A 19,250-nucleotide genomic window follows, 5' to 3' on the forward strand; every position below is an offset into this window, starting at 1 on the left:
TGGTCTCGGACGGGCGGTTTCGGGCGGGCGGTCAGAAAGGATCGTAGCCGCCCAGAACCGCCCGCGCCATTTGCACTCGCTCGGGCCTGATCCCCGAGGCGGCGGCGAAATCCAGCACGCGCTGGTCAAGCTCGAGCAGGAAATCCAGCACGAAAACCGCAAATTCTGGCCGCGAAGCCATCTCGCGGATCGCCGAGGCATCCGCCCCCGCCTGCGCCAGGAGCGCACCGACCAGCTCGGGATCGCCGGCGATATGGGTAAAACCGTGATCGGCGATGTCGCGGGCTTCGGAGGCATGCATGGCGGATTCCTGCTCATGGTTGAAAGGCTCGCGCAATTCCTACCCTGCCGGAAACCCTTTGTTAACCGTTTGGGCGCAGCATCCGTCTCCAAGCATGTTCGAGGGCGGAGGCAGAGATGACGGAAAAGATCATGGTCGTCGACGGAGTGCCGACCAACCGGATCGTGATGAAGGTACGGCTCTCGGCCGCGGCGCACGAGGTTCAGACACTGGCCTCGGGCAGCGACGCGCTGGAGCGGCTGCGTCAGGAACTGCCGCGCGCGGTAATCATCGGCGCAAGCCTGCCCGACCGCAGCACGGTCAAATTATGCCGCGACATCCGCAATATGCCCGGATGCAGCCATCTGCCGATCCTCCTTCAGGTCGATGCGGGGGAACGGCTGGCCGCGCTCGATGCCGGGGCCAGCGCGATTCTCGATCCGCAAGACGATGATCAGGCGCTGTTCGCGCGGATCCGCTCGCTCTTGCGGCAATCCTCGCTTCTGGCCACCCCGGGCGAGGATCTCAGCAGCCGGCGCCCGCCCCCGTCCGAAAGGTCGCGCCAGACCGGCGCCCGCGCCGTCTTCGTGGCCGATCAGGTCGGAACCGCGCTGGCCTGGCGCTATGCGCTCCATGACCTGATCCCCTGCGATATCACGATTTGCGACCCCGAACGCGCTTTGGCCGAGGCGCAATCAGGCCCCGCGACCGATCTTTATGTGATTTCCGCCGATATCCAGCGCAACGGCGACGGCTTGCGGCTGCTGTCGGAACTGCAGGCGCGTCCTTTCTCGCGCGATGCGGCCTTCCTTGTCGCACTCCGCCCCGAGCGGGCCGAGGCGATGGGCGTCGCGCTCGATCTCGGGGCGGGCGATGTGCTCCCCCATATGATGAGCCCCCAGATCAATGCCGCCGAGGCCGCGATCCGCATCAAGGCCCAGCTCGAGCGCAAATTCCTGTCGGACCGCCGCCGGCGAGAGGCGACGCGCAACATCTTGTGGGCGATGACCGATCCTCTGACCGGCCTCCACAACCGCCGCTACGCCATGCCGCGTCTTGGCGACATGGTCGCGCAGGCCGCGCGCGACCAGACCCCGCTGGCGGTGCTCGCGCTTGATCTCGACCGCTTCAAACGGGTGAACGACGCCCATGGCCACAGCGCAGGCGATCAGGTGCTGATCGGCGTTTCCGAACGTCTGCGCGACGCTTTGCCCGCCAATGCGCTGTTCTCGCGCACGGGAGGCGAGGAGTTTCTTGCCGTCATCCCCCTTGCATGCGCCGATGAGGCGCTGGTCGTGGCCGATACCGTCCGCGAGGCGGTCGCCCGCACCCCGCTTGTCGTTCAGGGCGAGACGGGCAAGGTCGCGCTCGACATCACCGTCTCGGTCGGCGTGGCGCTCATGCCGGCAGGCGCAACCCCCGCATCGAGTCCCGTCGAGCTCCTGCTTTCGCGCGCCGACCGCGCCCTTCTTTGCGCGAAATCGCAGGGCAGAAACCGCATCATCCTTGCCCCGCAGGGGCTGGCCGCATGACGAAACCCGCGCGGCAGCCTGTGCGACTTAAGTGCGGGCTGCGACGCTTTGCCGCCGCGCCCGACTTCCCTTTCTCGGGTTGCAGGACTATGTCTGATGGAACGCATGCGAGGATCCTGCACCATGTCCCAGACGCAAATCGCCCAAGAGATCAATGACCGCCCGACAAAACCCGCCCTTCTGCGCGGCGCGCGGGGTCGCTGTCCGGCTTGTGGCGAGGGAAAGCTGTTCAGCAAATACCTCAAGGTCAACGATTCCTGCCCCTCCTGCGGCGAGGAATTGCACCACCAGCGCGCCGATGACGGTCCGGCCTATCTGACCATCCTTTTGGTCTCGCATCTCGGCACCCCGCTGCTGATGGCGATCTTCATGATGTACCGCCCGAGCCCGATGACCCTGCTTCTCTCCTTCTCGATCGGTGCGATTGTGGCCTCGCTGGCGCTTCTGCCGGTAGTCAAAGGCGGCTTTGTCGGCGTGCAATGGGCACGGCGCATGCATGGTTTCGGCGATACCCGTCGCAGCAATCCGCGCGAGGATGGTGCCGCAGGTCCGGCCGATATCGCGCTTTCGGCGCAGTAACGCCATGAATGACCGCAGCGCGCAGCCTTTGGCAATTCGCGATGCGGCAAGCATTCTGGTCGTGAACCGGAATGCCGCGCGGGGCCCTTCGGTCCTGATGGGCCAGCGCGGCAAGGCGGCCGCTTTCATGCCGTCGAAATATGTCTTCCCCGGAGGCGCGGTCGATCCCGAAGACGGCACGGCGCGTCTGGGCGGCGCTCTTGCCACCCGCACTGCCGCCCGTCTGGGCGCAGAGCCGCGATCGCCTTCCGAAGTCACCCCCCATGCGATTGCGGCTGCGGCCTTGCGCGAACTGGCCGAGGAGACCGGCCTGTTGACCGGCAGCCAAGGCCTCGCTCCCGAGGGTTGGCATCGCTACGGCGCGGCAGGGATCGCCCCCGACCCCTCGAACCTCATCTATATGTTTCGCGCCATCACGCCACCGCGCCTGAGCCGCCGCTTCGATGCGCGCTTCCTGCTGCTCGATGCCGGCCATATCCACGGCGACGCCGAGGATTTCTCGGCCGCCTGCGACGAGCTCTCCCATCTCCATTGGGTGCCGATCCGCGAGGCGCGCGAACTCGACCTGCCCTTCATCACCGAGGTTGTACTGGCCGAATTGGGCGCGCTCCTGCGGGCCTCGGGCGGCGGGCCTTTGAACGAGCCCGCCGAAGTCCCGTTCTTCGACAACCGCGACGAGGTGCCGCGCTTCAGCAGGATCACCTGACGCGCGGCTTGTCGTAACGGCCCCCGCTTAACGGCCGGTGAATTGCGGCGCGCGTTTTTGCAGGAATGCCTGTACGCCTTCGCCGAAATCGTGGCTTTTCCCGAGCGCGCCCTGCAGACGCGCCTCGACCTGCAACTGCGCGGCCATGTCGTTGGTCGCGGATTCGGCCAAAGCTTCGCGCACCGCAAGGAAGGCCGCCGTCGGCCCCGAGGCGAGGTGGCGCGCCCGCGCCGCGATCACGGAAGCGAATTCGCCGTCGGGCACGGACTCCCAGATCATGCCCCAATCGGCGGCCTGATCGGCAGTAATCTTGTCGGCGAAAAGCATCATCCCCGCCGCCCGCGCCATGCCGACCTTGCGCGGCAGAATATAGGTGCCGCCCGCATCGGGGATCAGGCCGATCTTGGTGAAGGCCTGCAAAAACACCGCCGATTGCGTGGCGATCACGACATCGGCCGCCAAAGCCAGATTGGCCCCTGCCCCCGCCGCAACCCCGTTCACCGCACAGATCACGGGGACACGCGCCTTGCGGATCGACCAGAGCATCGGCTCGTATTCGTTGCGCAAGGTCGCCTCGAGGTCGATCGCCGACTGCGCATCCGTCAGATCTTGCCCCGAGCAAAAGGCGCGACCATTGCCGGTCAGAACCGCGCAACGCGCCTCGGCCGGCAGGCTGTTCATCGCCTCTGCGATCTCGGCGCGCATGCGGCTGTCGAGCGCGTTCATCACCTCGGGCCGGTTGAGGGCAATCGTCGCCACCCCGTCGCTCAGCGAAAATTCGATCGTCTTGTAGGACATGCGGCCTCCCTGCCGTTTCGTCGAGATGGGGTGTGCGGTGGGCCCTGCAGGGGCCGATCCGCCTTATTCGCGCATAATGCGGTCGATCTCGTCCTTTTCGGATTGCGACAAGGCCTCGGCACTGCCTTCGGCGCGGGCGCGCCCTCGCAGGAAATGCCAACCGATCAGCACGCCGAGCAGCGCCATGATCGGCCCCGCCAGCCACAGCAGCCAGTTCATGCCGCGTTTGGGCGGCTCGAACAGGACGAATTCGCCGAAGCGGTCGGTGACCGCATCGATCGCCTGCGCATCCGTATCGCCGGCAACCAGCCGCTCGCGGACGTAAAGGCGCAGATCGCGGCTGATCGGCGCGTTGGATTCGTCGATCGTCTCGCCCTGACAAACCGGACAGCGCAGGAGCTTGGACATTTCGCGCGCCCGCGCCTCGAGCGCGGGATCCGCGAGCACCTCGTCAGGCTGCACCGCAAAAGCGGGGGCAGCCATCAGAAGCGACAGGCAAAGAAGAGTGATCCGCATCGCTTACTCCGCCGGTGTCGCGCGTGCCGGAGCAGCGCTGCGGCGCGCAGCCCCTGCCGCCACGCGGTAGCGCCGGTCGGTCAGCGAGACCAGCGCGCCAAGCGCCATCAGCGCCGCCCCGAGCCAGATCCAGCTTGCGAAAGGCTTGATATAGCTGCGCACAGCCCAGCCGCCGTCAATCTGCGGGTCGCCGATCACCAGATAGATGTCGCGGAACAGCCCGTTCTGGATCGCGGCTTCGGTCGTCGGCATCGCCTGCACCGGATAGACCCGCTTTTCGGGATAGAGCACCGCGACCCGCTTGCCGTCGCGATCGACATGCATCGTGGCCATGGTGGTGGTGTAGTTCGGGCCCTTGACCTCTTTGACCTCGTCGAGCGTGATCTCGTAATCCGCGACCGTGAAGGGCTGGCCGATCTGGGCCACGCGGATATCCTCGACCTGCCAGGCCATCAACAGACTGACCCCGATGAAGGTCACGCCGAGGCCGGCATGGGCAATCGCCTTGCCCCAATCGGCGCGCGGCAGACGAGTCAGACGCGACAGGCCGGAATTGCCGGTCCGCAGCCACAGATCGACCGCAGCGCCCGCAACCAGCCAGCCGCCAAGCGCCGCACCAACCACCGCCAGCGCCGATTTTCCGGTCGAGACCGCATAGACCAGCGCACCAAGAGCGAAGGCGAACAGCAGCGCTCCGCGCAGGGGCCGCAGCGCCTTGCCGATATTGCCGCGTTTCCACGGCAGAATCGCACCGATCGGCAGGATCATCGCCAGCACCACCATGAAGGGCGTAAAGGCTTTCTCGAAGAAAGGCGTGCCGACCGACAGTTTGGCGTCCCAGCCCATTTCGGCAATCAGCGGCCAAACCGTTCCGATAAAGACGACGAAAGCCGAGACCGCGAGCAGGATGTTGTTAAGCACCAGCGCCCCCTCGCGAGAGACCGGCGAGAACACCCCTTTCGCCTGCATCGCGCTGGCACGGAAAGCGTATAGCGTAAGCGCACCGCCGACGAAAAGCGCAAGGATGCCGAGAATGAAGACGCCGCGCTCGGGGTCGTTGGCGAAGCTGTGGACCGAGGTGATGACCCCGGAACGCACGATGAAAGTCCCGATCAGCGAGAAGCCGAAGGCCATGATCGCAAGCAGGATCGTCCAGCTTTTGAGCGCCTCGCGCTTTTCGACCACGATGGCGGAATGGAGCAGCGCGCCCGCGAGAAGCCAGGGCATGAAGCTGGCGTTTTCGACCGGATCCCAGAACCAGAAGCCGCCCCAGCCAAGCTCGTAATAAGCCCACCACGACCCCAGCGCGATGCCGATGGTCAGGAACATCCAGGCGCTGAGCGTCCACGGACGCACCCAACGCGCCCAGGCGGCGTCGACGCGGCCCTCGATCAGGGCGGCGACGGCAAAGCTGAAGGCCATGCTCAACCCGACATAACCGAGGTAAAGGAAGGGCGGATGGAAGGCGAGGCCCGGGTCCTGCAGCAGCGGGTTGAGGTCGCGACCGTTGAAGGGTGCATTCTCGAAACGCAGGAACGGGTTCGAAGTAAAGAGGATGAAGGCGTAGAAGGCGACGCCCACCGAGGCCTGAACCGCCAGCGCCCGTGCCCGCAATTTGGGCGGCAGGTTCGGGTCGAACGAGGCCGCGGCTGCGCCAAAGAGCGCGAGGATCAGCACCCAAAGCAGCATCGAGCCTTCGTGGTTGCCCCAAACCCCCGAGATTTTATAGAGCATCGGCTTGTCGGTATGCGAGTTCTCGTAGACCAGCGCGACCGAAAAATCCGAGGTCACGAAAGCATGGGTCAGGGCCGCAAAAGAGACCGCGACAAGCAGGAACTGCGCCATGGCCGCCGGCCGCGCCGCCTCGATCCAGGGCGTCCAGCCGCGCTCGGCGCCGATCAAGGGCACAATGGTTTGAAAAATCGCAACCGCAAAGGCGAGGATTAGGGCGAAATGGCCGATTTCGGCGATCATGGCTGTCTCCGGAGTATCTGCTGAAAGATAGCCCCATGTGCCGCCACGAGCCAGCCCCCCCGATGCGGTCAGGTTGTCACAGGGGAGCGGCACGGATCACTTCCGCGACATCAAAGCCCCGTGAATGCGCGGCCTTTGCCGGTTCTCGGTCCGGCAACTCGCCAGGCAATCGCCCCTCGAAAAACGGTTGCGGGCCGAGGCACCGCCCCGACCCGCAGAATTGCCGCATTTTGCGGATAACTGGATTTATCCCGTATAATCAGCCCTTTGCCGCCCAATCGCGCAAAGCGGCATTATCAGCGAAGTCATCGGCACCCGCGCCCTCTCCCTGCGGCCCGCCAACCGGTGAGGACCTGGTCCGCGGCATTGCCTGTCTGCGGAAATGGTGGGCCTCGCGCGCGCCGAAGTAAAAGCTGATGACCGCGCCGAAAAGCCACCACAGCGGCTCCGGTACCAAGGCCAAACCGTCCATGCGCATGCTGAAACCGGGCGGATCCACCATTGCATAGCCGAAAAGCCCCAAGGTCCCCAAGGTTAGAACAGGTCGAGGAAGCCTATTCAACCCATTGATAAACCTATCGAACAATCCATCTCCCTGATAAAGGAACTCGGCCTGATGCTCCTCCATTGCTTGGGCATAAGCCTGCCCCTCCAACTCCTGCCTGCGGGTGGCATTGGGGGTGAAGACCTCGGCGAGACTGCCCGCGGCGTTTGAAACGCTGGTCACGGCGGAACCGATCCCGATGAAGCGGTCGATCACGCCCATTTTGCAATCCTCACGCGGTGCTCGGCGAGGCTGAGATGGTATTTCCGGTCGATGAACTCTTCGGCGCGCCGGATCCAGCCGCCCTTTTCGCCTGTGGCGGTGCGCGCATACTTCCGGCTGGCGGGACGGCTGTCGGCCAAAGCGTAGTAGTAGTTGCGCCTCGCGATCCCGTAGGCATCAGCCAGATGGTCGGGGGCCGCCGCCCCCGCTTTGGCAACCGCCGCCAGCGTCAAGGGACCGATCAGCCCGTCATCCTTGACGTGGTAACCCATGCGTGTGACCAGCTTTTGCAGGATTTTCACCGCATTGACGCCTGCATTGACATACATGTCGAAGGCGCTGGCCTGAAGCATCGCGGGAAGTTCGGACAGGCCGGGCCTGCGGAAGTAATGCTCGACAAAGATCGATTGGGCCTGGGCGCGGGTCAGCGCCTTGACGTCGCGGATATCGACCCGCCCGTCCTTGGTACGATCCAGCCCGAGGCGCCGCATGGTCGCCAAGGTCACGCCAAAATTGGTTGCCCCACCCGGATCGTCGGGATCATTCACGAAGCCGCCCTCGCGGGCGACAATCTCGGCAGCTATCTCTTCGACGGTTTTCATGCTCTCCCCCTACTGCTTGCGGGGAGATGATTGCGCCGCGCGCGCTAAGCAAATCTTAACGAAGCGTGCGTTGCGCGGCACCAGCAGCCGTCAGCCCAAGGATGGCAGCACGCGGATCAGCTGCTCGGCCCCTCGTAGACGCCCTGCGCCTTGAGCGAGTCGATGACCTCTTTGGGCATATAGCTCTCGTCATGTTTGGCGAGAATTTCCGAAGCGACGAAGGTGTCGCCCTCCATCGAGCCGGTGCCGATCATGCCTTCGCCCTCGCCGAAAAGATCAGGCAGAACGCCGGTGAAGCGGACCGGAACCGTCGCGCCGCCATCGGTCACGCTGAAGGTGATCGTCTCGCTCGCGCCGCGCACGAGGCTGCCCTCGACCACCAGACCGCCCAGCCGGAAAACCTCGCCATCGGCCGCCGGAAACTCTGCGAGCTGCGCGGGCGAACGGTACAGGTTGATGCCGTCACGAAAGCCATAACCGATCAGGCCGGCCGCCAGAACAAGCGCAACGGCAGCGGCAACGAGAACCTGAATTCTTCTTTTTTTCTTTAGGCTTTTCATGTCTGTACGATAAGTTCCTTAGGCACTTTCAAAAGAGATGGCATGGCGCAGAAACTGCGTGGCTTTGCCCGAGACCCGCTTGGGATCACCCGTCGTGAGATAGGCCGAACGAGTCCCCGAGCCGACGAATTCAGGACGCCTTGCGAGATAATCCTCGAGGCTCTCGGCGACAAGATTGGCTTGCGAATAGACTTTGACGGACTCGCCGAGCGCCTTCTGGAAGGTGCTTTGCATCAGCGGATAATGGGTGCAGCCGAGGATCGCGGCCTCGGGATGGGGCATGCGGCGCTTGAGAGCCTCGACATGGCTGGTCACCAAGGCTTCCGCCAAAAGCTCGTCGCCCTGCTCGATCGCGTCGACGACACCGGCGCAGGGTTGGGCCTCGACATCGACGCCGATCGCGCGGAAGGCCAGTTCGCGCTGGAATGCGCGGCTGGCGACGGTCGCAGGCGTCGCGAAAAGCGCGACATGTTTGACCGCAACCTCGCGCGGAGGCGTATTGTCGCCCCATTGGCGTTCGGTCAGCGACTCGATCAGCGGAACGAAGACGCCGAGGACGCGCTTGCCCTCGGGGATCCAGGTCTCCTGCATGCGGCGTAGGGCAGCGGCGCTGGCGGTATTGCAGGCGAGGATGACGAGATCGCAGCCCTCGGCCCAGAGACGCTCCACGCCGCGGCAGGTCAGTTGATAGATATCGTCGCTGTCGCGCACGCCATAGGGGGCATTGGCATTGTCACCGTAATAGACCAGCGGCAGGTCCGGCATTCTGGCGGCGATCGCCTCGTGAACGGTCAATCCGCCAAGGCCCGAATCAAAGACGCCAACTGCCATAGGTTTTCTCCTGTCTATGCAGGCGGGTTTAAGAGAAAACCGGCGAAAATGCCACGCTTTACTCGGCATCCCGCCCTAACGATCCTGTCAGCAGCCTGCGGCACAAGGCCGCAAAGCCCCGCCAAATGCGATCCGAGACGCGAAATACGGCACAAAATGCCGCGCGGGTCTCACATCCATTCACTTCCCTGCGATCACGCAACCCCGAAACCGAAGGTAGTGGCGCGGCTTGACGCAGGTCCGCCGGCATGAGACCGCGTTGCGGCTTTGCCGTTCGCCCGCCCCGAATGTCGGGATTCGTGCATGAATCGACCGGTTTCGCAGAGCGCTGCCCGGATCAATCGCAAAGCGATCACATGCCACAATACTCAACCAAAACAGTCGGTCACTTTTATGGGTCAAGGGAAATGACCCATAATCGGCGATAATCTTCAAATTCCCCTATATTGTGCCGGGCTATGTCTGTGCTAAGGGTTGCGCATAATGCATGGCTGATAACTCAAGAAAGCAATTCGATGGATTGGGACAAGCTCCGAATTTTTCACGCCGTGGCGGATGCCGGCAGCTTGACCCATGCCGGCGAGACCCTGCATCTGTCGCAATCGGCAGTCAGCCGCCAGATCCGCGCCCTCGAGGAATCCTTGGGGACGACGCTGTTTCACCGCCATGCCCGCGGGCTGATCCTGACCGAACAGGGCGAGCTGCTGTTCGACGCGACCTCGGCCATGGTGCGCAAGCTCGACACGACCTCGGCGCGGATCCGCGACAGCGAGGAACATGTCTATGGCGAGCTGAAGCTGACCACGACCACAGGTTTCGGCACGCTTTGGCTGGTGCCGCGTCTGGCCAAGCTTTACGAGCGCTACCCCGATCTCAAGATCGACCTGATCCTCGAAGAGCGCGTGCTTGACCTGCCCATGCGCGAGGCCGATGTCGCCATCCGCATGAAAGAGCCGAACCAGCAAGACCTTATCCGGCGCCGGCTTCTCAATATCCGCATGCGGCTTTACGCGACGCAGGAATATCTGACCAAGAACGGCACACCCAAGCGGCTCGAGGATCTCGCGCGCCATCGCATCATCTGCCAGAATCCCTCGACCCCGCAGGTCAGCTCGGGCGCGATGCTGGCGAAAATGCTGCTCAGCCAGAACTCGCCTTCGACGCTGCTCGTCAACAGCTATTTCGGCGTGCTGCAGGCGGTGCAGAGCAATGTCGGTATCGGCGTGCTGCCCGATTACGTCTCGATCGACGTGCCCGACCTCGTTCGCGTGCTGCCCGACATCGAATCCAGCGAAGTGCCCGTTTTTCTGGCATTCCCCGAAGAGCTGCGCACCTCGCGCCGCGTTTCGGCCTTCCGCGACTTCGTTCTCGAAGAGATCCAGGCGATGAAACGGGGTCTGACAGAGGGCGAAACCGCCTGATATTCCCGAGATATTCGCTGGCTGCATATCGGACATGCCGCTTTGCGCGGACTTCGCCCTTGAACCGTGCACGCCCTGCCCATATCTCAGTCAGCGAAGACGATGATTTGAGGCAACTCTCGTCGGCTTCACCTCCCTGTTGGACTTAGGCCGGGCCTTGTGCCCGGCTTTTTTTTACCCCATCTCCAAGGCCTGAGGGAAATTCGCTTCATTCCGCCACCCGAGCACGTCTCGGGCCTTTCCTATTGGCCGACTGCCGCTTAAAAGGCCGTCAAACTCCGGGCTAGAGGGCATCACGATGACCGAACCACTGATCACCGAGGAACTGATCGCCGCGCACGGCCTCAAGCCCGATGAATATCAGCGTATCCTAGACATCATCGGCCGCGAGCCGAGCTTTACCGAACTGGGTATCTTCTCGGCGATGTGGAACGAGCATTGCTCGTACAAATCCTCGAAGAAATGGCTGCGCACCCTGCCGACCAAGGGCCCGCAAGTGATCTGCGGCCCGGGCGAGAATGCGGGCGTCGTCGATATCGGCGACGGTCAGGCCGTGGTCTTCAAGATGGAAAGCCACAACCACCCGAGCTATATCGAGCCCCATCAGGGTGCCGCGACCGGCGTCGGCGGTATTCTGCGCGACGTCTTCACGATGGGCGCGCGCCCGATTGCCGCGATGGACGCATTGTCCTTCGGCCGCCCCGACCATCCCAAGACCGCCCATCTCGTGAAGGGTGTCGTCGAGGGGATCGGCGCTTACGGCAATGCTTTCGGCGTTCCGAACGTCGGCGGCGAGGTGCGCTTTCACCAGAGCTATGACGGCAACTGCCTTGTGAACGCTTTCGCGGCCGGCCTCGCCGACAGCGACAAGATCTTCTATTCGGCGGCCTCGGGCGTCGGCATGCCGGTGGTCTACCTCGGTGCGAAAACCGGCCGTGACGGTGTCGGCGGCGCGACCATGGCTTCGGCCGAATTCGACGACACGATCGAGGAAAAGCGCCCGACCGTTCAAGTCGGCGACCCCTTCACCGAAAAGCGCCTGCTCGAAGCCTGCCTCGAGCTGATGAAAACCGACAGCGTCATCTCGATCCAGGACATGGGCGCCGCGGGCCTGACCTGTTCGGCGGTCGAAATGGGCGACAAGGGCGGTCTCGGCATCAAGCTGGTGCTCGACAACGTGCCCCAGCGCGAGACCAAGATGACGGCCTACGAGATGATGCTCTCGGAGAGCCAAGAGCGGATGCTCATGGTCCTCAAGCCCGAAAAAGAGGCCGAGGCACGCGCGATCTTCGAGAAATGGGACCTTGATTTCGCCATCGTCGGCGAAACCATTGCCGAGGACCGCTTCCTGATCCAGCACGGCAACCAGATCATGGCGGATCTTCCGCTGTCGAAGCTGTCGTCAAACGCGCCGGAATACGACCGCCCTTGGGTCGAGACGCCTGTCGCGGCGGCCATGCCCGCTTTGCCCGCAATCACGCCAATCGAGGCGCTGAAGGCGCTGATCGGCGCGCCCTCCTATGCGCATAAGGCATGGGTCTGGGAGCAATACGACACGCAGGTCGGTGCCGACACCGTGCGCCGTCCCGGCATCGGTGCGGGCGTCGTGCGCGTCCACGGTACCGAAAAAGCGCTGGCCTTCACCAGCGACGTGACGCCGCGCTACGTCAAAGCCAACCCGTTCGAGGGCGGCAAGCAAGCCGTGGCCGAAGCATGGCGCAATCTGGTGGCTGCAGGCGCAACGCCCTTGGCCGCGACCGACAACCTCAACTTCGGCAATCCCGAAAAGCCCGAGATCATGGGTCAGCTCGTCGGCGCGATCAAAGGCATCGGCGAGGCCTGCCTCGCGCTCGACTTCCCGATCGTCTCGGGCAACGTCTCTCTTTACAACGAGACCGACGGCAAGGGCATCATGCCGACCCCGACCATCGGCGGCGTCGGGCTGATCGCAACACTGGACCAGCTGATCGCGGGCCTGCCCTCGGATGGCGATGTCGCGATTGTTCTGGGCGAAACCAAGGGCCATCTCGGCCAATCCGCACTTGCGGCGGAAGCTTTCGGCATCGAAGCCGGTGACGCGCCCCATGTCGATCTCGCGGCCGAGCGCCGCAACGGCCAGTTCGTTCTGGACAACCGCAAACGCTTCAGCTCGGTGTCGGACCTCTCCGATGGCGGGATCGCGCTCGCGGCATTCGAGATGGGCGAAGGTGCGGGCCTGGGCGTCACGCTGAATGACGACACGATCGCCACGCTCTTTGGCGAGGATCAGGCACGCTATCTGGTCGCCTGCTCCGCCGGCGAGGCCGAGGGGATTCTGGCGGCTGCACAGGCAGCCGGCGTGCCCGCCGCGCGCATCGGTCAATTCGGTGGCGCGGATGTGGTCTTCGGCGCCGACCGCGCCCCGCTCAAGGCCTTGTCCGAGCTGTACCGCTGCGCCTTTGCCGATCGCATCGGCCTGAACCTGAACTGATCCGGCCTTTCGGAAACGACAAACGGCGCCGCAGATTTGCGGCGCCGTTTTTCTTTGCTCACGCGCGCGGGACCCGCCCGTTCACGCGAAGGAGACGACGGCGGGCTGACCGGCCAGCGTGAGGAAGGCCTCGCCCACCGGCATGATCCGCGCACCAAGGCTGCGCGCCCGCTCAAGAAGCTGGGCCAGCACCTGCGGCGTGACGCCATAGGGGCTGGGCTCATGCGCGACATCATGGGTGAACAGAACGACCCAGCCGCCATGACGCGCCGCCTGCGCCATCGCCGCTTCGGCACGGCTGCAGGTTGCCGGATCGGGGCTCAGCTCATAGGCGCCAAGCTGAAGCCGGTCCTGCCCTTCGCCATTGCTTTGCGCACGAATGCCGCGCGCCGAGGCGACCTCTCCGCGCAAAGCGCGTTTCAGCGCGACCGAGGTTTCGCCATAGGGATAGGCGAAATGCTTGCTCGGGGACCGTCCAAGAATATCGGATAGCTCATTGATATTGCGCCGAATATCGAAAACGGCATCGGTGGTGCTTTGCAAGGCGAGATTGGCGTGGCTATGTCCGTGCAGGGCGATCTCGTGTCCACCTGCCGCCAATTCTCGGATGCGCGCCGCATCGAGAATACGCCCGCTCGGGCTGTCCTTGCGCAAAAGCCCGCTCGCGACATACCAGCTGGCGCTGACCCCTTGGGCGGCCAGAACTGCCGCCCCCAAGGTCGCAGCCGAATCCGGCACATCGTCGAAGCTCACCGAGAGCAGGAATTCGTTTGTGCCGCGCCGCAAAGGCGCAACCGTGCGCGCCGCCGTCCAGCGCCGTCTGAGCCGCGCGCCGAAATCCAGCGCCGGAACATAAACCGATTCAGTGTTTTTGAGCATGGAGAGCCTGGGCATAAATGGCGGCGCGGAAGACCTTCAGCGCAAAAAGACGCAGCGAGACCGGCAGGATCGAACGTCCCGAAACCACGGTCTGGCGGCACGACCAGATCAGCGCACGCCGCAGCGGCAAGTGCGAAAGTTGGCGCGCAATGCGGTAGACCGGCATGCGCGCGACACTATCGGGATGGGCCTGCAGCATCAGAAGGAAATTCAGCTCCGAGTGCTCGTATTTGACCAGAAGCGCCTTGTCCTCGTCCAAACCCAGATGGGTCGCGGCATTGTCGATATGGATCACCGGAAAGCGGCTGACGATATTGAGCCCCCATTCGACATCCTCCCACCCCCAGCCGCGAAACTGGTCGTTGAAGGGCATTTCCTTGCAGATCTGACGGTGAAGGAAGATGTTCGAGGTGAACACATAGCGCCCGGGATCGGCATTGCGGCGCGCCGCACCCAGACATTCCGATTTATGCGACTGCATCGCATGCAGTTTGGTCGCCGACGTCACCATCCGCAAATCGACGCCGAAGCCTCCGACAATGCAGCACGGCCCGTTCTGGCGCGCTGCGGCCTCGAGATAAGCATTGAGGAAGTTCCGCCCCTCGACCCGCATATCGGCATCGAGAAACAGGAGCCATTCCCCGTCCGACGCAGTGATCAGCCCGTTGCGCGCGGCCGCACGCCCGCGGTTTTCGGCGACGCACATCAAGGTGGTCGGTCCCGGGAAAGAGGCCAGCGCCTCGCGGATGCGCTGCGTCAGCACCGGATCGCCCGAGCCGTCGTCGTAGATGCGCAAAGCCACATCCCGCGCCCCGATCTGGCGCGACAAATCCGCGATCAGGTTGGACGGATCCTGTCGGAAAACGGGAATGCAAATCTCGAGCCGGCGACGGCTCTGCGCAGGCGCCGCGGCGCGCGCGAAATCGATATCGTTGTCCATAGGAACGACACTCCCCCCCTTTAACAACCTACAAACCTGGCTGAAAAAACCGCGCAGCCCTCGCTTGTTCATTTTGCCTAAGCAAAACTCCGCTCGGAAGCATTTTTTTTCTTGTAACGTGCGGTGGTTGCAGGAGAGAAAAAATTTAATTTGTACGTTTACAGCAATTTAACTAAATTATGCCGCGTTTCTGCGCCTGTTTCGTCCGATAAATTTTCGACATTTTTCCCGTCACGATTGATCTTCCCGCAAGTTTCATCGGAAATCCCTGCCGATTTTATAACCAGCGCGCATGATCACGCCCTTCCCGCCCATGATTGAAGATCCCGAGAGAATCACACGACAATCGCGGATTGAAAAAAATCCCCCGCTTCCTCCGGAAGGGGGGAGTTCCGCTGATCAGGCTCTTTCGTTGACTGCCCGGAGTTGTTTTTGCCTGGGCCATCTCAGCGCTGAGGGCAGGCTCGCCTGCCCCGCAACCTCGTTCATGCGGTGGGGCTTTCAGCTGCAGCCGCTGGTGCCGCCGCAGGTATTACATTTCATGCAGGTCCCGTTGCGCACCAAAGTATAATTGCCGCATTCGCCGCAAGGATCGCCCTCGTAGCCCTGCATCCTGGCCTTGGCGCGCGCATCGAGGCCCGCGCCGCTTTCGGGCGCGACCGCAAGCGGCCCCTCCTGCCTCGCCCCTGCGGGCATCGCACCCGCCATGCCCTGCGCCAGAAGGTCCTCGGGCAGGCGTTTGCGCAGATAGCCGGTCGAGCTGATCTGGCGCAGCATGTCGAGCGAGCGCGAGGACCCCTCGCTGACCGGCGCGACATTGGGGCGCGCCTCGGCCACCCCGCCGCCCATTTCGTCGAACCGCGTCCCCGCCGGCTGGACATGGGCCAGATCGGTGCGGTCGAGATAGCTCACCGCCAGTTCGCGGAAAACATAGTCGAGGATCGAGGTTGCATTCTTGATCGAGTCATTGCCCTGCACCATCCCCGCCGGATCAAAACGGGTGAAGGTGAAAGCATCGACGAATTCGTCCAGCGGCACGCCGTATTGCAGCCCGACCGAGACCGCGATGGCGAAATTGTTCATCATGGCACGGAAGCCCGCGCCCTCCTTGTGCATGTCGATGAAGATCTCGCCAAGCGTGCCGTCGTTATATTCGCCGGTGCGCAAATAGACCTTGTGGCCGCCGACAATCGCCTTTTGCGTATAGCCCTTGCGCCGCGTCGGCAGCTTCTCGCGGTTGCTGCGCACGATTTCCTTGACGATGATCCTCTCGACCACTTTCTCGGCAATAACCGCAGTCTTCTCGTGAAGGCTGCCGCTGGCGAGAACCTCCTCGGCCGCCTCGTCATCCTCGACCAAAGCCGAAGCCAGAGGCTGCGACAGTTTCGAGCCGTCGCGATACAGCGCATTGGCTTTGACGCCAAGCGACCAGCTCAACTCGTAGGCGGCCAAAGCCTCTGCGATGGTCGCGTCGTTGGGCATGTTGATCGTTTTGGATATCGCACCCGAAATGAAGCTCTGGGCTGCCGCCATCATCAGAATATGGCTCTCGACCGACAGATAGCGCGTTCCCGATTTGCCGCAGATATTGGCGCAGTCAAAGACGGCGTAATGTTCGGGCTTGAGGAAAGGCGCGCCCTCCAGTGTCATCGTGCCGCAAATATGGTCGTTGGCCGCATCGACCTGCGCCTTGGTAAAGCCCAGATGGCTCAACAGGTCGAATGCGGGATCGGTGAGCTTTTCGACCGGAATGCCGAGGGTCTTCTGGCAGAAGTCCTCTCCCAGCGTCCATTGGTTGAAGACGAAGCGGATATCGAAAGCCGAAGCCAAAGCCGCATCGATCTTTTCGAGCTCGGCCGGCCCGAAGCCGTGGCCGATCAGGCTTGCGCGGTTGATCGCGGGGCAATTGCCCAAGCTGGCATGGCCGACCGCATGGGCGGTGATCTCGGCGATCTCGGCCTCAGCATAGCCCAAAGCCGCCAAGGCCGCGGGAACCGAGCGGTTGATGATCTTGAAATAGCCGCCACCCGCGAGCTTCTTGAATTTGACCAGGGCGAAATCGGGCTCGATGCCGGTGGTGTCGCAATCCATCACCAGCCCGATGGTGCCTGTCGGCGCGATCACCGTTGCTTGCGCATTGCGGAACCCATGCGCCTCGCCAAGCGCGAGCGCCCGATCCCATACCGAGCGCGCCAAAGCCACAAGGCCCTGATCGGGGCAATTGCGCGCATCCAGCAGCACCGGCGCGACATTGACCCCCTCGAAACCAGCCTCGCCATAGGCGGCGCGGCGATGGTTGCGGATCACGCGCAACATCTCCCCCGCATTGGCACCGTAGCGCGGAAACGGCCCCAGCTCGCCCGCCATCTCGGCAGAAGCGGCATAGCTCGCCCCCGTCATCAGCGCGCTCAAGGCCCCGCAAAGCGCACGCCCCTCGACGGAATCATAGCCGAGCCCCATGGTCATCAAGAGCCCGCCGATATTGGCATAGCCAAGCCCCAAGGTCCGGTAATCATAGGATCTTTGCGCGATTTCCTTTGATGGGAACTGCGCCATCAGCACCGAAATCTCGAGCGTCAGGGTCCAGAGCCGCACCGCATGGCTATAGGCCTCGGCGTCGAAACGCCCCTCGCGCCAGAAGGTCAGCAGATTGAGCGAGGCGAGATTGCAGGCGGTATCGTCGAGGAACATGTATTCCGAACACGGGTTCGAGGCACGGATCGCCCCGTCGGCCGGACAGGTGTGCCAGGCATTGATCGTGTCGTGAAACTGGATACCGGGATCGGCACAGGCCCAGGCGGCATGGCCGATCTGGTCCCAGAGGTCGCGCGCGCTCACGGTCCTGGCGACCGAGCCGTCTGTGCGCCGCAGCAATTCCCACGGACGATCCTCGCGCACGGCCGCCAGAAACGCGTCGGTCACCCTCACCGAATTGTTGGAGTTCTGCCCCGAAACCGAGACATAGGCCTCGGAATCCCAATCGGTGTCATAGGTCGGGAATTCGATCGCATCAAAGCCCTGACGCGCATATTGCAGCACGCGGTTGATATAAGTCTCGGGGATCGCCGCTTTCTTGGCCGAGCGGATCGCGACCCGCAAGCCGGCATTCACCGCCGGATCGGTGGCCTCGAGCCCCTCGCCCGCGAAATCGCGGATCGCCGCAAAAATGCCGTTCAGCTTCTGCTCGTGCATCTTCGAGCCGGCAACGAGGCTCGCGACCTTCTGCTCCTCGATCACCTTCCAATTGATGAAAGCCTCGATATCGGGGTGATCCATGTCGCAGATCACCATCTTGGCCGCACGCCGCGTCGTCCCGCCCGATTTGATCGCCCCCGCCGCACGATCGCCGATCCGCAGGAATCCCATCAACCCCGAGGAACTGCCGCCGCCCGAAAGCTTCTCGCCCTCGCCGCGCAAGGACGAGAAATTCGTCCCCGTTCCCGAGCCGTATTTGAACAGCCGCGCCTCGCGGACCCAAAGATCCATGATCCCGCCCTCGGTCACCAGATCATCCGAAACCGACTGGATGAAACAGGCATGCGGCTGGGGATGCTCATAGGCGCTTTGCGACTGGACCAGCGCGCCGCTTTGATAATCCACATAAAAATGCCCCTGCGAGGGCCCGTCGATCCCGTAGGCCCAATGCAGGCCGGTGTTGAACCATTGCGGGGAATTCGGCGCCGCCATCTGGCGGGCGAGCATCAGGCGCATCTCGTCGAAATAGCTGCGCGCGCTTTCTTCATCAGAAAAATACCCGCCCTTCCAGCCCCAATAGGCCCAGGTCCCGGCCAGCCGGTCGAAGACCTGTTTCGCCGAGGTCTCGCCGCCGAAACGCTCGCTTTCGGGCAATTTCGTCAAAGCGGCCGTATCGGGAACCGAGCGCCAGAGAAACTCGGGCACGCCCGCTTCCTTGACGCGTTTGAGGCGCGCGGGCACGCCGGCCTTGCGGAAGTATTTCTGTGCGATCACATCCGAGGCGACCTGGCTCCAGCTGTCGGGAACTTCGACCTGCGCATTGCGGAAGACGATCCTTCCGTCGGGATTGCGGATCTCGCTGACGGTGGTTTCAAAGACAATTCCGCCATAGGCCCCGCCCTCGGAGCTCGTGAAATGTCGCGCGATCCGCATCCTCATCCCTCGTCGTGATGTCGCGCAATGACCCGCCCGCAAGCGCATCGGCCTGCGGTTGCCCGGAAGGGTTTTCGGGGCGATCTGCCCTTGCGGGGGATCATCTTGCGAACTGATTACTGTCCAAAGCCGTCGCGGCCTTACCCGTTTGCGCTGGACCCCGAGCCGGTTTGAAAGCCGGTTTGGACAGGGCGCGACCGCAAGATGTGGTAGCCGTCTTCACTCGATCCACAAGGTGACGGGGGCGACCCAGTCTTGCAACAAGATT

General features: G+C 63.3%; 16 protein-coding genes. 5 read left to right on the top strand and 11 right to left on the bottom strand.

The features are described 5' to 3' along the window. Positions 1-31 precede the first annotated feature (31 nt). Positions 32-301: a DUF3572 domain-containing protein gene (locus ACFFUC_RS09425; RefSeq protein ID WP_377685658.1), complete on the bottom strand. Its 270-nt coding sequence runs from the start codon at positions 299-301 to the stop codon at positions 32-34. Between the two features lie 116 nt (positions 302-417). On the opposite strand from ACFFUC_RS09425, the gene ACFFUC_RS09430 reads away from it, so the two are divergent. From ACFFUC_RS09430 to ACFFUC_RS09440, 3 genes are all read left to right on the top strand, one after another. Next, positions 418-1,812, top strand: a complete 1,395-nt coding sequence (locus tag ACFFUC_RS09430) for a diguanylate cyclase (protein WP_377685660.1) — start codon at positions 418-420, stop codon at positions 1,810-1,812. A gap of 123 nt (positions 1,813-1,935) precedes the next feature. Then, on the top strand, positions 1,936-2,391 hold the full coding sequence (locus ACFFUC_RS09435) for a DUF983 domain-containing protein (protein WP_377685662.1): 456 nt from the start codon (positions 1,936-1,938) through the stop codon (positions 2,389-2,391). Positions 2,392-2,395: 4 nt separating this feature from the next. Continuing rightward, complete coding sequence (locus tag ACFFUC_RS09440; protein ID WP_377685664.1) at positions 2,396-3,097, top strand: NUDIX hydrolase; 702 nt, start codon at positions 2,396-2,398, stop codon at positions 3,095-3,097. Between the two features lie 27 nt (positions 3,098-3,124). Here ACFFUC_RS09440 and ACFFUC_RS09445 read toward each other — a convergent pair whose 3' ends face one another. The 7 genes from ACFFUC_RS09445 to ACFFUC_RS09475 form a co-directional block, all read right to left on the bottom strand. After that, positions 3,125-3,895, bottom strand: coding sequence for an enoyl-CoA hydratase-related protein (locus ACFFUC_RS09445; protein WP_377685665.1), 771 nt, complete (start codon positions 3,893-3,895; stop codon positions 3,125-3,127). A gap of 63 nt (positions 3,896-3,958) precedes the next feature. Continuing rightward, complete coding sequence (locus ACFFUC_RS09450; RefSeq protein ID WP_377685667.1) at positions 3,959-4,411, bottom strand: cytochrome c-type biogenesis protein; 453 nt, start codon at positions 4,409-4,411, stop codon at positions 3,959-3,961. Positions 4,412-4,414: 3 nt separating this feature from the next. Beyond that, positions 4,415-6,385 carry a heme lyase CcmF/NrfE family subunit gene (locus ACFFUC_RS09455; RefSeq protein WP_377685669.1) on the bottom strand — a complete coding sequence of 657 codons (1,971 nt, stop codon included), beginning with the start codon at positions 6,383-6,385 and terminating at the stop codon, positions 4,415-4,417. Positions 6,386-6,644: 259 nt separating this feature from the next. After that, positions 6,645-7,151 carry a holin family protein gene (locus ACFFUC_RS09460; protein ID WP_377685670.1) on the bottom strand — a complete coding sequence of 169 codons (507 nt, stop codon included), beginning with the start codon at positions 7,149-7,151 and terminating at the stop codon, positions 6,645-6,647. Further along, a complete protein-coding gene (locus ACFFUC_RS09465) occupies positions 7,142-7,753 on the bottom strand; it encodes a holin-associated N-acetylmuramidase (RefSeq protein ID WP_377685672.1) in 612 nt (203 codons plus the stop codon). The genes ACFFUC_RS09460 and ACFFUC_RS09465 overlap by 10 nt, the downstream gene beginning before the upstream one ends. Positions 7,754-7,869: 116 nt before the next feature. Next, complete coding sequence (gene ccmE, locus ACFFUC_RS09470; protein WP_377685674.1) at positions 7,870-8,313, bottom strand: cytochrome c maturation protein CcmE; 444 nt, start codon at positions 8,311-8,313, stop codon at positions 7,870-7,872. A gap of 18 nt (positions 8,314-8,331) precedes the next feature. Continuing rightward, the gene (locus ACFFUC_RS09475) at positions 8,332-9,144 is read right to left on the bottom strand and encodes a glutamate racemase (protein ID WP_377685676.1); all 813 of its coding nucleotides are present in this window, start codon (positions 9,142-9,144) and stop codon (positions 8,332-8,334) included. A 515-nt stretch (positions 9,145-9,659) separates the two neighbouring features. Between ACFFUC_RS09475 and ACFFUC_RS09480 the strand changes: the two genes are divergently transcribed. Both ACFFUC_RS09480 and purL read left to right on the top strand, forming a co-directional pair. Continuing rightward, positions 9,660-10,565, top strand: a complete 906-nt coding sequence (locus ACFFUC_RS09480) for a LysR family transcriptional regulator (RefSeq protein ID WP_377685677.1) — start codon at positions 9,660-9,662, stop codon at positions 10,563-10,565. Positions 10,566-10,863: 298 nt separating this feature from the next. Continuing rightward, positions 10,864-13,035, top strand: a complete 2,172-nt coding sequence (gene purL, locus ACFFUC_RS09485) for a phosphoribosylformylglycinamidine synthase subunit PurL (RefSeq protein WP_377685679.1) — start codon at positions 10,864-10,866, stop codon at positions 13,033-13,035. An 81-nt stretch (positions 13,036-13,116) separates the two neighbouring features. On the opposite strand, the gene ACFFUC_RS09490 is transcribed toward purL, so the two are convergent. From ACFFUC_RS09490 to ACFFUC_RS09500, 3 genes are all read right to left on the bottom strand, one after another. Further along, positions 13,117-13,914 (bottom strand): polysaccharide deacetylase family protein, encoded by a 798-nt coding sequence (locus ACFFUC_RS09490; RefSeq protein WP_377685681.1) that lies wholly within the window; start codon positions 13,912-13,914, stop codon positions 13,117-13,119. Continuing rightward, positions 13,898-14,854 (bottom strand): glycosyltransferase family 2 protein, encoded by a 957-nt coding sequence (locus ACFFUC_RS09495; protein ID WP_377685682.1) that lies wholly within the window; start codon positions 14,852-14,854, stop codon positions 13,898-13,900. The genes ACFFUC_RS09490 and ACFFUC_RS09495 overlap by 17 nt, the downstream gene beginning before the upstream one ends. Before the next feature lie 501 nt (positions 14,855-15,355). Beyond that, entirely contained in the window at positions 15,356-18,982 is a 3,627-nt protein-coding gene (locus tag ACFFUC_RS09500) for a vitamin B12-dependent ribonucleotide reductase (protein WP_377685684.1), read from the bottom strand. Between the last annotated feature and the right edge of the window lie 268 nt (positions 18,983-19,250).

Origin of the sequence: Paracoccus cavernae, assembly GCF_042430175.1 — a bacterium.
Taxonomy (GTDB): Bacteria; Pseudomonadota; Alphaproteobacteria; order Rhodobacterales; family Rhodobacteraceae; genus Paracoccus; species Paracoccus cavernae.

Bases quoted from the DNA above. Each gene is read 5' to 3' on its own strand.
- ACFFUC_RS09425 (WP_377685658.1), bottom strand. From the start codon at position 301: ATGCATGCCTCCGAAGCCCGCGACATCGCCGATCACGGTTTTACCCAT.
- ACFFUC_RS09430 (WP_377685660.1), top strand. From the start codon at position 418: ATGACGGAAAAGATCATGGTCGTCGACGGAGTGCCGACCAACCGGATC.
- ACFFUC_RS09435 (WP_377685662.1), top strand. From the start codon at position 1,936: ATGTCCCAGACGCAAATCGCCCAAGAGATCAATGACCGCCCGACAAAA.
- ACFFUC_RS09440 (WP_377685664.1), top strand. From the start codon at position 2,396: ATGAATGACCGCAGCGCGCAGCCTTTGGCAATTCGCGATGCGGCAAGC.
- ACFFUC_RS09445 (WP_377685665.1), bottom strand. From the start codon at position 3,895: ATGTCCTACAAGACGATCGAATTTTCGCTGAGCGACGGGGTGGCGACG.
- ACFFUC_RS09450 (WP_377685667.1), bottom strand. From the start codon at position 4,411: ATGCGGATCACTCTTCTTTGCCTGTCGCTTCTGATGGCTGCCCCCGCT.
- ACFFUC_RS09455 (WP_377685669.1), bottom strand. From the start codon at position 6,385: ATGATCGCCGAAATCGGCCATTTCGCCCTAATCCTCGCCTTTGCGGTT.
- ACFFUC_RS09460 (WP_377685670.1), bottom strand. From the start codon at position 7,151: ATGGGCGTGATCGACCGCTTCATCGGGATCGGTTCCGCCGTGACCAGC.
- ACFFUC_RS09465 (WP_377685672.1), bottom strand. From the start codon at position 7,753: ATGAAAACCGTCGAAGAGATAGCTGCCGAGATTGTCGCCCGCGAGGGC.
- ccmE (WP_377685674.1), bottom strand. From the start codon at position 8,313: ATGAAAAGCCTAAAGAAAAAAAGAAGAATTCAGGTTCTCGTTGCCGCT.
- ACFFUC_RS09475 (WP_377685676.1), bottom strand. From the start codon at position 9,144: ATGGCAGTTGGCGTCTTTGATTCGGGCCTTGGCGGATTGACCGTTCAC.
- ACFFUC_RS09480 (WP_377685677.1), top strand. From the start codon at position 9,660: ATGGATTGGGACAAGCTCCGAATTTTTCACGCCGTGGCGGATGCCGGC.
- purL (WP_377685679.1), top strand. From the start codon at position 10,864: ATGACCGAACCACTGATCACCGAGGAACTGATCGCCGCGCACGGCCTC.
- ACFFUC_RS09490 (WP_377685681.1), bottom strand. From the start codon at position 13,914: ATGCTCAAAAACACTGAATCGGTTTATGTTCCGGCGCTGGATTTCGGC.
- ACFFUC_RS09495 (WP_377685682.1), bottom strand. From the start codon at position 14,854: ATGGACAACGATATCGATTTCGCGCGCGCCGCGGCGCCTGCGCAGAGC.
- ACFFUC_RS09500 (WP_377685684.1), bottom strand. From the start codon at position 18,982: ATGCGGATCGCGCGACATTTCACGAGCTCCGAGGGCGGGGCCTATGGC.